Source organism: Streptomyces sp. TRM68416, assembly GCF_014596915.1.
GTDB lineage: Bacteria > Actinomycetota > Actinomycetes > Streptomycetales > Streptomycetaceae > Streptomyces.
In genome coordinates, this window is sequence record NZ_JACVWU010000019.1 from 24,115 (window position 1) to 36,455 (window position 12,341).

A 12,341-nucleotide genomic window follows, 5' to 3' on the forward strand; every position below is an offset into this window, starting at 1 on the left:
GATCAGTGACCCATTCCCAGTCCGCCGTCAACGGGGATGACGGCTCCAGTGATGTACGAGGCGTCGTCCGAGGCGAGGAACCGCACCGTCGCGGCGACCTCCTCCGGCTGCGCGTACCGGCCGAGCGGCACCTGGGACACGATCCCCGCGCGCTGCTCGTCGGTGAGCGCCTTGGTCATGTCCGTGTCGACGAAGCCGGGCGCGACGACGTTGAAGGTGATGTTGCGCGAGCCCAGCTCGCGGGCGAGGGAGCGCGCGAAGCCGACCAGGGCGGCCTTGGAGGCGGCGTAGTTCGCCTGCCCCGCGGAGCCGAGCAGCCCGACGACGGAGGAGATGAGGACGACGCGGCCCTTCTTGGCGCGCAGCATGCCGCGGTTGGCACGCTTGACGACGCGGAAGGTGCCGGTGAGGTTGGTGTCGATGACCGAGGTGAAGTCCTCCTCGGACATGCGCATCAGGAGCTGGTCCTTGGTGACGCCCGCGTTGGCGATCAGCACCTCGACCGGGCCGTGCTCGGCCTCGATCTCCTTGTAGGCCTGCTCCACCTGCTCGGGGTCGGTGATGTCGCACTTGACGGCGAGGAAGCCGGACGGCGGCTCCCCCGAGCGGTACGTGATCGCGACCTTGTCGCCGGCGTCGGCGAACGCACGGGCGATGGCGAGGCCGATGCCCCGGTTTCCTCCGGTGACGAGAACCGAGCGGCTCAACGGATCACCCTTTCGATAGCGGTCTCTGACACCCGCCCGAACACCTGGATGACAGGCGGCTTCCTCCGAAACCTATCGGGCCGGGGGATCGTGCGCCGAAGCCGGGGGTGACAGGGCGAGGGGATGCTCTCTGTAGGGTTTCGACAGACAGCATCCCCGCACGGACACGTGCCCGGCGGGCTCAGTCCGCCATTCCGGGGGCGTGGGCGGGCAGGCCTGCCGCGAGGGCCGTGTCCAGCATGCGCTTGTCGTAGGTCACCAGCGCCGTGAGGTTCTCTCCCAGAGTGAGTGCGCTGGCCACATGAACGGCGTCCAGCGTGCGCAGGCGGCCGGTCAGCGCGGCAGCCGCCCGACGCACCTCCGGAGTCAGCAGAATCTCCCCGACTCTTCGCTCCAGCTCGACCATGACGTCGGGGAACGTCCCCATGAGGTCGAGCGTGCGAGTCGTCTCGACAAAGCCCAGGCTGCTGGTGGCCATGGGACGGCTCCCCTGGCCTTCCAGAAAGGCGTCCAGCGAGGTCCAGTAGTTCCGCTGCGACATCCACGTCACCAGCGCCGAGGAATCCATGTAGATCACCGATAGTCCTCCTCGCGCTCCGCGAGGAGAACGGCAAGCGGATCGACGTCGTCGGACACGTCGTAGCGCGGCATGCTGCCGCGGTCGGCCGCCGTGTACTCGGGCAGCCTGATCCTGCCCTCCGCCACCAGGTGCGCGTACCGCTGAAGGGGGCTTTCCGCCGGGGTCACTATGGCGATGACGTTGCCGTGGCGGGTGACCTCGACGGTCTCCCCCTTCTCCACGCGCGCGAAGACGGCGCTCGGGTTGTACGAGAACTCACGGACGGAGATGGCGCTCATGGCAGGCTCCCTCGCACGACAGAACAATGTGCCTACATATCATTAATGGTACCTACGCCGAGCGCCCCCGCCCGGATGCGGGACGGCGGCAGGCCCCGCTGACGGTGTGCGTGGAGTACGTCGGCGCCCGCGTCACCCCAGCACGCACTCCGCCCATACCGTCTTGCCCGGTCCCGTACGGGCGGCGACGCCCCAGCGCGCGGCGACCGCCTGTACGAGCAGCAGGCCCCGGCCGTCCTCGGCGTACGCGGCCTCGGGGAGCGGATCCGGGAGTTCGGGGCGGCCCGGGTGAGTGTCGGACACCTCCACTCGTACGGTGCCCACGACCCGGTCGTAGCGCAGGCGCAGTTCGAAGTCGCGTCCCGGGACGCGGCCGTGCAGGAAGGCGTTGGCCGCGAGTTCGGCGACGACGAGGGTGACGGTGTCGGAGCCGGGGCTGCCGTAGGGAACGCCCCAGAGGTGCATCCGGTGGGTCGCTAGGCGACGGGCCAGACGCGCCCCGCGCCGCGTGGCGGAGAAGCGCTGGGCGAACACACTTACGGTGACGGCCTCTTGGGCCCGTGGTGCTGGCATGAACCCAGCGTTCCGGTCGCGTTCGGCCTCCCAACAGGTACGACACCCATACAGTCGCGGCTGTATCAGTGCACACTCTGGACTGGGTGAGTAACTGTCCGTGACCCTGGGTGGGTTGGGCGGGGTTCGGTGAGACGGCGAGACGCGGGAGGCGTTGGGCGATGACTGCGGACCATGGCGGAGGCGGCACGAACCACCACACCGAAGCGGAACTCTCCGACAGTCTCAAGACCTTCGGTTCCGTTCTGAAGGCGCTGCGCGAGGAATCCGGGCTGACGCAGGAGGAGTTCGCCCTGCGCGTGCGCTACTCCGCCGCCTACATCGCCAAGATCGAGCAGGGGAAGCGGTTCCCTCCGGGGGATCTGCCGAATCGGGCGGAGGTGGTGGTCGGGCCGGTGGGGGTCAAAGTGCTCACCGCGGCGGCAAAGAGTCTGACGCGGCGGGCCGGGCTGGCGTCGTGGTTCCGGCAGTGGGCGGGGATCGAGGAGGAGGCGATCTCGCTCTACGCGTATGAATGCCGGGCGGTGCCGGGGCTGTTGCAGCCGGAGGGGTACATTCGGGCAATCTTCGACCGGCGGTTGCCGCCGGCATCCGAGGAGCAGATCGAACGCGAGGTCACGGCTCGACTGGACCGGCAGCAGCTCATTTCGACCAGGCAGAACACCGCGTTCAGTTTCGTCATCGAGCAGAGCGTCCTGGCGCGGCGCATGGGCGGGCGAGAGGTCACCCTGCACGTCATCAACCACCTTCTTGACGTGGGCAACCGACGCAATGTCGAGATCCAGATCATGCCCAGCGTCCAGGAGGACCACTGTGGCATCGACGGTCATATGTACTTGGCCGAGACGCCAACTCACCAGTGGATCGGGTACACCGAGGGACAGCGGTCAAGCAATCTGATCTCCGCTCCCAAAGACGTGAGCGTCCTGCTTCAGCGCTATGGCAAGCTGCGTTCACAGGCCCTGGACTGCGGGGCTACCGTGAAGCTGCTGGAACAGATGCGAGGAGCGCTATGAGCACGACCGATGTACCGCACTGGTTCAAGAGCAGTTACAGCGGTAGCGAGGCGGACAACTGCGTCGAAGTCGCCGTGCGTCCCGAAGCAATCCACATCCGCGACTCCAAGAACAAGGACCTCCGTCCCCTCGTCGTCACCCCCGCCACCTGGGCCGCCTTCACCGTGCTCGCGGCCGGTTCGGTGTCGTAGGAAGGCGCCGCGCCTGGCAATCGTGTGGCCCGTGAACCGGTGGTCGCGACATGATCGGAGCGACCACGGTTACGGCGACAGGAAGAGACCCAGGTGCCTCATACCATCGACGAGTCCTTCACGGCACTACCCCTACGCGCCCTCGCGGACGCCGCTCTCGCACGCGCGCGGGCGCTCGGGGCGGAGCATGCCGACTTCCGGTTCGAGCGGGTGCGCAGCGCCTCCTGGCGGCTGCGGGACGCCAAGCCCTCCGGGTCGTCGGACACCACCGACCTCGGGTACGCGGTGCGGGTGGTGCACGGGGGCACCTGGGGGTTCGCCTCCGGGGTGGACCTGAGCATGGATGCCGCCGCCAGGGTGGCGAGTCAGGCCGTGGCGATGGCGAAGCTGTCCGCGCAGGTCATCAAGGCCGCCGGGTCGGACGAGCGGGTGGAGCTGGCCGACGAGCCCGTGCACGCGGACAGGACGTGGGTGTCGTCGTACGAGATCGATCCGTTCAGCGTGCCCGACGAGGAGAAGTCGGGGCTGCTGGCGGAGTGGAGCGCGCGGCTGCTGGCGGCGGACGGGGTGAACCACGTCGACGCCTCGCTGCTCACCGTGCACGAGAACAAGTTCTACGCCGACACCGCCGGGACCGTGACCACGCAGCAGCGGGTGCGGCTGCACCCGTCGCTGACCGCGGTGTCGGTCGACGAGTCCAGCGGTGAGTTCGACTCGATGCGGACCATCGCGCCGCCCGTCGGGCGCGGCTGGGAGTACCTCACGGGCACGGGCTGGGACTGGGACGACGAGCTGGCGCGGATCCCCGAGCTGCTCGCCGAGAAGATGCGCGCGCCGAGCGTGGAGGCGGGGGTGTACGACCTGGTCGTCGACCCGTCCAACCTGTGGCTGACCATCCACGAGTCCATCGGCCACGCCACCGAACTGGACCGCGCGCTCGGCTACGAGGCCGCCTACGCCGGTACCTCCTTCGCCACCTTCGACCAGCTCGGCAAGCTCCGGTACGGCTCCGAGCTGATGAACGTCACGGGCGACCGCACCGCCGAGCACGGCCTGGCCACCATCGGCTACGACGACGAGGGCGTCGAGGGCCAGTCCTGGGACCTGGTCAAGGACGGCACGCTGGTCGGCTACCAGCTGGACCGGCGGATCGCGAAGCTGACCGGATTCGAGCGGTCCAACGGCTGCGCGTTCGCCGACTCCCCCGGTCACGTGCCCGTGCAGCGCATGGCGAACGTCTCGCTGCAGCCGGATCCGGCCGGGATGTCGACCGAGGACCTGATCGGCGGGGTCGAGCGCGGGATCTACGTCGTCGGGGACCGGTCCTGGTCCATCGACATGCAGCGCTACAACTTCCAGTTCACCGGGCAGCGGTTCTTCAAGATCGAGAACGGGCGGATCACCGGCCAGCTGCGGGACGTCGCCTACCAGGCCACGACCACCGACTTCTGGGGGTCCATGGCGGCCGTCGGCGGCCCCCAGACCTATGTCCTGGGCGGCGCCTTCAACTGCGGCAAGGCCCAGCCGGGCCAGGTCGCCGCGGTGTCGCACGGCTGCCCGTCCGCCCTCTTCCGGGGCGTCAACATTCTGAACACCACCCAGGAGGCCGGTCGATGAGCCCTCGTACGAACAAGCCGCACGAGATCGTCGAGCGGGCCCTGGAGCTGTCCCGCGCGGACGGCTGTGTCGTGATCGCCGACGAGCACTCCACCGCCAACCTCCGCTGGGCGGGCAACGCGCTGACCACCAACGGCGTCACGCGCGGGCGCACGCTGACGGTGATCGCCACCGTGGACGGCAAGGAGGGCACGGCCTCCGGTGTCGTGTCGCGCTCCGCGGTGACCGCGGACGAGCTGGAGCCCCTGGTACGGGCCGCCGAGGCCGCCGCGCGCGGAGCGGGGCCCGCCGAGGACGCCCGGCCGCTGGTCACCGACGTACCGGCGTCGCCGGACTTCACGGACGCGCCCGCCGAGACCTCGTCCGCGGTGTTCGCCGACTTCGCGCCGGCGCTGGGCGAGTCGTTCGCACGCGCGCGTGCGGGCGGACGCGAGCTGTACGGCTTCGCCAACCACGAGCTGACCTCGTCCTACGTGGGCACGTCGACGGGACTGCGGCTGCGGCACGACCAGCCCAACGGCACGCTGGAGCTGAACGCCAAGTCCCCGGACCGTACCCGCTCGGCGTGGGCGGGCCGCTCCACGCGCGACTTCAAGGACGTCGACCCGGCGGCGCTCGACGCCGAGCTGGCCGTACGGCTGGGCTGGGCCGAGCGGAAGGTCGCGCTGCCCGCGGGCCGGTACGAGACGCTGCTGCCGCCGACCGCCGTCGCGGACCTGCTGATCTACCAGATGTGGTCGGCGTCGGGCCGGGACGCGGTCGAGGGCCGCACGGTGTTCTCCAAGCCGGGCGGCGGCACCCGGATCGGCGAGAAGCTGACCGAGCTGCCGCTGTCCCTGCGCAGCGACCCGAACGAGCCGGGTCTGGAGTCCGCGCCCTTCGTGCTGGCGCACTCCTCCGGGGACGACGCGTCGGTGTTCGACAACGGTCTGCCGCTCACCGCCACCGAGTGGATCGGCGAGGGCGAGCTGCGGCACCTGCTGACCAGCCGGCACACCGCGGAGCTGACCGGGCTGCCGGTGGCGCCGGGCATCGGCAACCTGATCCTGGACGGCGGCGAGGACCGCTCCCTGGAGGAGATGGTCGCGAACACCGCGCGCGGGCTGCTGCTGACCTGCCTGTGGTACATCCGCGAGGTCGACCCGGCGACGCTGCTGCTCACCGGCCTGACCCGGGACGGCGTCTATCTCGTCGAGAACGGCGAGGTCATCGGCGAGGTGAACAACTTCCGGTTCAACGAGTCGCCGGTGGACCTGCTGGGCCGGGCCACGGAGGCCGGGCGCACGGAGAAGACGCTGCCGCGGGAGTGGAGCGACTGGTTCACTAGGGCTGCGATGCCGGCCCTGCGGGTGCCGGACTTCAATATGAGCTCTGTCAGCCAGGGCGTATAACCTCGTACCTGCATACGAGCCCTCCGAAGGAGATACGAGAACCGTGACGGACATCGTCGACGAGCTGAAGTGGCGCGGCCTGTGGGCCCTGTCCACTGACGAGGACGCTTTGCGCAAGGCGCTCGCGGACGGTCCCGTCACGTTCTATTGCGGGTTCGACCCGACCGCGGCCAGCCTGCACGTCGGTCACCTGGTGCAGGTCCTCACCATGCGCCGGCTCCAGCAGGCGGGTCTGCGCCCGCTGGCCCTCGTCGGCGGCGCGACCGGCCAGATCGGGGACCCGCGCCCGACGGCCGAGCGCACGCTGAACGACCCGGAGACGGTCGCGAACTGGGTGACCCGGCTGCGCGCGCAGATCGAGCCGTTCCTGTCCTTCGAGGGCGAGAACGCCGCGGTGATGGTCAACAACCTGGACTGGACGGCCGGGATGTCGGCCATCGAGTTCCTGCGGGACATCGGCAAGCACTTCCGCGTCAACAAGATGCTGACCAAGGACTCGGTGGCCCGGCGCCTGGAGTCCCAGGAGGGCATCAGCTACACCGAGTTCAGCTACCAGTTGCTCCAGGGCATGGACTTCCTGGAGCTGTACCGCCGCTACGGCTGCACGCTCCAGCAGGGCGGCAGCGACCAGTGGGGCAACCTCACGGCGGGCCTGGACCTGATCCACCGGCTGGAGCCGGATGCCTCGGTGCACTGCGTGGCGACGCCGCTCATGGTCAAGGCGGACGGCACCAAGTTCGGCAAGACCGAGGGCGGTGCCGTCTGGCTCGACCCCGAGATGACGACGCCGTACGCGTTCTACCAGTTCTGGCTGAACGTGGACGACCGGGACATCTCGACGTACATGCGCATCCTGTCCTTCCGGTCCCGCGAGGAGCTGGAGGAGCTGGAGAAGCAGACGGAGGAGCGTCCGCAGGCCCGTGCGGCGCAGCGGGCGCTGGCCGAGGAGCTGACGACGCTGGTGCACGGCGCCGACCAGACGGCCGCCGTGATCGCCGCGAGCCGTGCCCTCTTCGGGCAGGGCGAGCTGGCGGAGCTGGACGAGAAGACGCTGACCGCGGCGCTCTCCGAGGTGCCGCACATCCAGGTCGCGGAGCTGGCCCCGACGGTCGACCTGTTCGCCGAGGTCGGCCTGGTGGCGAGCAAGTCCGCCGCGCGGCGCACGGTGAAGGAGGGCGGCGCCTACGTGAACAACGTGAAGGTCGCCGCGGAGGACTCCGTACCGGCGAAGGAGGACCTGCTGCACGGGCGCTGGCTGGTGCTGCGCCGGGGCAAGAAGAACCTGGCCGCGGTCGAGGTCACGGGCGGGTAGGCGTTCCGAAGGGGGCGGCTCTCCACGCGGAGGGCCGCCCCCTTCGGCGTACCGGTTCTCAGGTCTGCTGTTTCTTCTTGCCGAGCGTCGCCATGTACAGCATGTCGCCGACGCCCACGACGACGACCGCCGCGATGAGCTGGAAGGCGTGTCGGCTCCAGTCGATGCCGGAGGTCTCGTCGACTCCGGCCGCTCGGGCGATGGAATTGCCGATGATGGCACCGATCATGCCGAAGATGGTGGTCAGCCAGAGCGGGCTGTGCTGCTTGCCCGGCAGGATCGCCTTGGCGATGAGGCCCAGCACGAATCCGACGATGATCGCCCACAACCAGCCCATGGCTGCCTCCTTGTACGGCTCGACGTGAGCTTTGCGCCCAGTCTCGACCCGCTCTCCGTACGCCGCATGTCGGATACGGCCGTATCGGGGACGGCGCAGGCCGGTCACCCGAGCGGAAGGCGCCCCGGTCTCGTAGGCGACGCAGGCCAGGCGTAACGTGGAAGGGGTCCGGACCCGGTGCCCCGAGCGGGGGCGGTCCGGGTGCGGGCAGGGGAGAGTCCGATGCTGGCGGATGGTGGAATGTGATGCGGAAGCAGCGCGAAGGCGGCAGCGCCCAGGTTTTCCGGATCACGGGAGCCCGGGCGGGGCTCCAGGAGGATGTGCGCGGGCGGCAGCGCCGGTACATCATCTCGATGTCGGTCCGCACGCTGTCGGTGATCCTGGCGGCGACGCTGTGGAACGTCGAACGGCACGTCGCCGTCGTGGCCCTGGTCCTCGGCGCGATCCTGCCGTACGTCGCCGTGGTGATCGCCAACGCCGGGCGGGAGAACGCACCGTCGCTGCCGTCGACCTTCGTGACCGCGCCGACTCCTCCGATGCTCCCGCCGCGACCGGAAGGGTCCTTCGCGGAACCCGTCCCGGAAGATGTCGCGGCCGACCCCGGGCGGGGTGCGGACGGCGCGGCGCGGGAGCGTATGTGAGCTCGGCGGACGCCGGGCAAACGGAATCCACCTCCGCACCAAGCTCAAGAAAAGCTCAGATCAATAGTGTTGTTCCGGTGCCGGGCTGCGGGTGACCCATGACATACTTCGTAAGCGCTCCGCATCCCCCGTCGGAGCGACGGACCGACGCCGGGCAGCTCCCCCCGTGGCTGCTCGGCGTCGCCATGTTTGCACCTCTGCGGACCCTGTGAACCTCTGTGAGACGAACCCCGTGACTGACGAGACGCCGATCTGTTCCGCCAAGGGCTGCCGCACCGCAGCGGTGTGGGTGCTTGCCTGGAACAACCCCAAGATCCATACGCCGGAGCGGCGCAAGACGTGGCTCGCGTGCGAGGAGCACCGGGAGCATCTGTCCCAGTTCCTTGGGGTTCGGGGATTCCTGAAGGACGTCGTGAGGTTCGAGGACTGGGAAGCGCCGGAAAGGGCCTGACCGGGCCCTAACCGCCGATCGCCGACATCGGCCGGTCCGGCTGGACGAAGGTCGGGTCGTCCAGGCCCGCGCCCGCCTTCTTGCCCCACATCGCCAGCCGCCATATGCGGGCGATCTCCTCGTCGGGTGCGCCCGAGCGCAGGGCGGCGCGCAGGTCGGTCTCCTCGCGGGCGAACAGGCAGGTGCGGACCTGACCGTCGGCGGTCAGACGGGTGCGGTCGCAGGCCGCGCAGAACGGGCGGGTGACCGAGGCGATGACACCCACCACGTGCGGACCGCCGTCGACCAGCCAGCGCTCCGCCGGGGCCGAGCCGCGCTTCTCCGCGCCCTCCTCGGTCAGTTCGAAGCGGGTGCGCAGGGAGGCCAGGATGTCCCCGGCGGTGATCATGCCCTCGCGCTTCCAGCCGTGCTGGGCGTCCAGCGGCATCTGCTCGATGAAGCGCAGTTCGTAGTCGTGCTCGACGGCCCAGGCCAGCAGGTCGGGGGCCTCGTCCTCGTTCAGACCCGGCATCAGGACCGAGTTGACCTTGACCGGGGTCAGGCCCGCCTCACGGGCGGCGTACAGGCCCTCGATGACGTCCTTGTGGCGGTCGCGGCGGGTGAGGGTCTTGAAGACGTCCGGGCGCAGGGTGTCCAGCGAGACGTTGACCCGGTCCAGGCCCGCCGCCTTCAGGGCCGGCGCGGTGCGCTTGAGCCCGATGCCGTTGGTGGTCAGGGACATCTGGGGGCGGGGTTCGAGGGCGGCGACGCGCTCGACGATGCCGACCAGGCCGGGGCGCAGCAGCGGCTCGCCGCCGGTGAAGCGGACCTCCTCGATGCCGAGGGAGGTGACCGCGATGTCGATCAGGCGGACGATCTCGTCATCGGTGAGCAGGTCGGGCTTGGCCAGCCACTGCAGACCCTCCTCGGGCATGCAGTACGTACAGCGCAGGTTGCACCGGTCCGTCAGTGAGACTCTCAGGTCGGTGGCCACCCGGCCGTAGGTGTCGATGAGCACGTGGGCCCCCTCCCTCGTAGCGGATCAACGGTTTTCCGACACCTGCGAGCCTACGCGAACGCACTGACAACGACAGAGCCCGATCCCACGAGGTAAGACGCGGCCGCGTCGTAGGGACCTACGACGCGGCCGGTCGGGGGAGGGGTGTGCTCAGTGGGCGCCGGTGCCGGTCAGGGACCGGACCTCCAGCTCGGCGAACTTGCCCTTGTTCGGCTCCTCCTTGGAGAGGTAGGTGCCGATGATGCCCATCAGGAAGCCCACCGGGATCGAGATGAGGCCGGGGTTCTCCAGCGGGAACCAGTGGAAGTCGACGTCCGGGAACATCGACGACGGCTTGCCGGAGACCACCGGCGAGAACAGCACCAGGCCGACGGCGGTGATCAGACCGCCGTAGATCGACCACAGGGCTCCCTGGGTGGTGAACCGCTTCCAGAAGAGGCTGTAGAGGATCGTCGGCAGGTTGGCGGAGGCGGCGACCGCGAAGGCCAGGGCGACGAGGCCGGCGACGTTCAGGTCACGGGCCAGGGCGCCCAGGACGATGGAGACGACGCCGATGCCGACGGTCGCCCAGCGGGCGGCGCGGACCTCCTCCTTCTCGGTGGCCTTCCCCTTCTTGATGACGTTGGCGTAGATGTCGTGGGCGAAGGACGAGGACGAGGCCAGCGTCAGGCCCGCGACCACCGCGAGGATGGTGGCGAAGGCGACCGCGGAGATGCTGGCGAGCAGGATGGCGCCCCAGTTGGAGTCGACGCCGCCCAGATGGAGCGCCAGCAGGGGTGCCGCGGTATTGCCCGCCTTGTTGGAGTTGGTGATCTCCTCCTGCGAGATGAGCGCGGCGGCGCCGAAGCCGAGCGCGAGGGTCATCAGGTAGAAGGAGCCGATCAGGCCGATCGCCCAGATCACGGACTTACGGGCGGCCTTGGCGGTGGGCACGGTGTAGAAGCGGATCAGGATGTGCGGCAGACCGGCGGTGCCCAGGATCAGCGCGATGCCGAGCGAGATGAAGTCCAGCTGGCTGGTGCCGCTGGCGCCGTACTTCAGGCCGGGCTCCAGGAACGCCGCGCCCTTGCCGCTCTGGTCGGAGGCGGCGCCGAGCAGGTCGGAGACGTTGAAGTCGAACTTGAGCAGGACCAGGAAGGTCAGCAGCAGGGCGCCGCTCATCAGCAGCACGGCCTTGACCATCTGCACCCAGGTGGTGCCCTTCATGCCGCCGATCGTGACGTACATGATCATCAGTACGCCGACCAGGGCGACGATGCCGATCTTGCCCGCGTCGCTGGTGATGCCCATCAGCAGGGAGACCAGGACACCGGCACCGGCCATCTGGGCCAGCAGGTAGAAGATCGACACGACGATCGTGGAGGTGCCGGCCGCCGTGCGGACCGGACGCTGGCGCATGCGGTAGGCGAGGACGTCGCCCATCGTGTACCGGCCGGAGTTGCGCAGCGGCTCGGCGACCAGGAGCAGCGCGATGAGCCAGGCGACCAGGAAGCCGATGGAGTAGAGGAAGCCGTCGTAGCCGAACAGGGCGATGGCGCCCGCGATACCGAGGAAGGAAGCGGCGGACATGTAGTCACCGGCGACGGCGAGGCCGTTCTGGAATCCGGTGAACTGGCGTCCGCCCGCATAGAAGTCGGCGGCGTCCTTGGTCTGCCGGCCCGCCCATACGGTGATGAAAAGGGTCCCGATGACGAAGGCCGAGAACAGGCTGATGATCAGCCCGCGGTGCTCGCTCGCCGCGTCGGCCGCCAGCACCACGGCCGTGTCACTCGCAAGAATCGTGTGCGCGGTGCTCATGCGCCGCCCTCCATCCGGGACTTGATCGCCTCGGCCTTGGGGTCGAGCTTGGCCGCGGCATGCCGCGCGTACCACCAGGCGATGAGGAACGTGGTGACGAACTGGGCGAGGCCGAGGGCCAGCGCCACGTTGAAGTTGCCGAACAGCTGGGTGCCCATGAAGTCGCCGGCGTAGATGGACAGCAGGACGTACAGCAGGTACCAGGCGATGAAGGCGACGGTCAGCGGGAAGGCGAAGGAGCGGTAGGAGCGGCGCAGTTCACCGAACTCCGCGCTCTCCTGCACCTCGGTGAACTCCTCGGTGGTGGGGAGTTTGTGTTGCTCTGTCGAGGGGGGCGGTGCGTCGGTGGCCACGGAGTCTCCTCGCGTTGCGGGCGCTGTTGCGACGGTGGACGGGGGCGGATCGGGGTTCGGGGACGGGTTCGGTACGACGGACATGTGACGGCTCTGTTCC

General features: G+C 69.2%; 15 protein-coding genes. 7 read left to right on the top strand and 8 right to left on the bottom strand.

Features of this window, described 5'->3' with window-relative positions:
* Nucleotides 1–2 precede the first annotated feature (2 nt).
* The 4 genes from fabG to ICC28_RS27490 all read right to left on the bottom strand — a co-directional run bounded on the left by fabG (nucleotide 3) and on the right by ICC28_RS27490 (nucleotide 2,138).
* Nucleotides 3–707, bottom strand: coding sequence for a 3-oxoacyl-[acyl-carrier-protein] reductase (fabG, locus tag ICC28_RS27475; protein ID WP_188291412.1), 705 nt, complete (start codon nucleotides 705–707; stop codon nucleotides 3–5).
* A gap of 181 nt (nucleotides 708–888) precedes the next feature.
* Nucleotides 889–1,275: a PIN domain-containing protein gene (locus ICC28_RS27480; protein WP_223189658.1), complete on the bottom strand. Its 387-nt coding sequence runs from the start codon at nucleotides 1,273–1,275 to the stop codon at nucleotides 889–891.
* A gap of 5 nt (nucleotides 1,276–1,280) precedes the next feature.
* Complete coding sequence (locus tag ICC28_RS27485; protein ID WP_188291414.1) at nucleotides 1,281–1,565, bottom strand: type II toxin-antitoxin system Phd/YefM family antitoxin; 285 nt, start codon at nucleotides 1,563–1,565, stop codon at nucleotides 1,281–1,283.
* A 132-nt stretch (nucleotides 1,566–1,697) separates the two neighbouring features.
* On the bottom strand, nucleotides 1,698–2,138 hold the full coding sequence (locus ICC28_RS27490) for an ATP-binding protein (RefSeq protein WP_188291415.1): 441 nt from the start codon (nucleotides 2,136–2,138) through the stop codon (nucleotides 1,698–1,700).
* A gap of 161 nt (nucleotides 2,139–2,299) precedes the next feature.
* On the opposite strand from ICC28_RS27490, the gene ICC28_RS27495 reads away from it, so the two are divergent.
* The 5 genes from ICC28_RS27495 to tyrS all read left to right on the top strand — a co-directional run bounded on the left by ICC28_RS27495 (nucleotide 2,300) and on the right by tyrS (nucleotide 7,665).
* Nucleotides 2,300–3,154, top strand: a complete 855-nt coding sequence (locus ICC28_RS27495; RefSeq protein WP_188291416.1) for a helix-turn-helix domain-containing protein — start codon at nucleotides 2,300–2,302, stop codon at nucleotides 3,152–3,154.
* The gene (locus tag ICC28_RS27500; RefSeq protein ID WP_188291417.1) at nucleotides 3,151–3,345 is read left to right on the top strand and encodes a DUF397 domain-containing protein; all 195 of its coding nucleotides are present in this window, start codon (nucleotides 3,151–3,153) and stop codon (nucleotides 3,343–3,345) included. The genes ICC28_RS27495 and ICC28_RS27500 overlap by 4 nt, the downstream gene beginning before the upstream one ends.
* Nucleotides 3,346–3,438: 93 nt before the next feature.
* A complete protein-coding gene (locus ICC28_RS27505; protein ID WP_188291418.1) occupies nucleotides 3,439–4,962 on the top strand; it encodes a TldD/PmbA family protein in 1,524 nt (507 codons plus the stop codon).
* Nucleotides 4,959–6,353: a metallopeptidase TldD-related protein gene (locus ICC28_RS27510; protein ID WP_188291419.1), complete on the top strand. Its 1,395-nt coding sequence runs from the start codon at nucleotides 4,959–4,961 to the stop codon at nucleotides 6,351–6,353. The genes ICC28_RS27505 and ICC28_RS27510 overlap by 4 nt, the downstream gene beginning before the upstream one ends.
* A gap of 43 nt (nucleotides 6,354–6,396) precedes the next feature.
* Nucleotides 6,397–7,665, top strand: a complete 1,269-nt coding sequence (gene tyrS, locus ICC28_RS27515; RefSeq protein ID WP_188291420.1) for a tyrosine--tRNA ligase — start codon at nucleotides 6,397–6,399, stop codon at nucleotides 7,663–7,665.
* Between the two features lie 58 nt (nucleotides 7,666–7,723).
* Here the strand turns inward: tyrS and ICC28_RS27520 are convergent, their stop codons facing one another.
* Nucleotides 7,724–8,002, bottom strand: coding sequence for a GlsB/YeaQ/YmgE family stress response membrane protein (locus ICC28_RS27520; protein WP_188291421.1), 279 nt, complete (start codon nucleotides 8,000–8,002; stop codon nucleotides 7,724–7,726).
* A gap of 245 nt (nucleotides 8,003–8,247) precedes the next feature.
* Here ICC28_RS27520 and ICC28_RS27525 point away from each other — a divergent pair, with 245 nt between their 5' ends.
* Together ICC28_RS27525 and ICC28_RS27530 are read left to right on the top strand one after the other, a co-directional pair.
* On the top strand, nucleotides 8,248–8,643 hold the full coding sequence (locus tag ICC28_RS27525) for a DUF3099 domain-containing protein (RefSeq protein WP_188291422.1): 396 nt from the start codon (nucleotides 8,248–8,250) through the stop codon (nucleotides 8,641–8,643).
* A 232-nt stretch (nucleotides 8,644–8,875) separates the two neighbouring features.
* Nucleotides 8,876–9,094, top strand: coding sequence for a hypothetical protein (locus tag ICC28_RS27530; protein WP_188291423.1), 219 nt, complete (start codon nucleotides 8,876–8,878; stop codon nucleotides 9,092–9,094).
* Between the two features lie 7 nt (nucleotides 9,095–9,101).
* Here the strand turns inward: ICC28_RS27530 and moaA are convergent, their stop codons facing one another.
* The 3 genes from moaA to ICC28_RS27545 form a co-directional block, all read right to left on the bottom strand.
* The gene (gene moaA, locus ICC28_RS27535; RefSeq protein ID WP_188291424.1) at nucleotides 9,102–10,091 is read right to left on the bottom strand and encodes a GTP 3',8-cyclase MoaA; all 990 of its coding nucleotides are present in this window, start codon (nucleotides 10,089–10,091) and stop codon (nucleotides 9,102–9,104) included.
* A 150-nt stretch (nucleotides 10,092–10,241) separates the two neighbouring features.
* Nucleotides 10,242–11,888 (bottom strand): cation acetate symporter, encoded by a 1,647-nt coding sequence (locus ICC28_RS27540; protein ID WP_188291425.1) that lies wholly within the window; start codon nucleotides 11,886–11,888, stop codon nucleotides 10,242–10,244.
* Nucleotides 11,885–12,241 (bottom strand): DUF485 domain-containing protein, encoded by a 357-nt coding sequence (locus tag ICC28_RS27545; protein WP_188291426.1) that lies wholly within the window; start codon nucleotides 12,239–12,241, stop codon nucleotides 11,885–11,887. The genes ICC28_RS27540 and ICC28_RS27545 overlap by 4 nt, the downstream gene beginning before the upstream one ends.
* Nucleotides 12,242–12,341 lie beyond the last annotated feature (100 nt).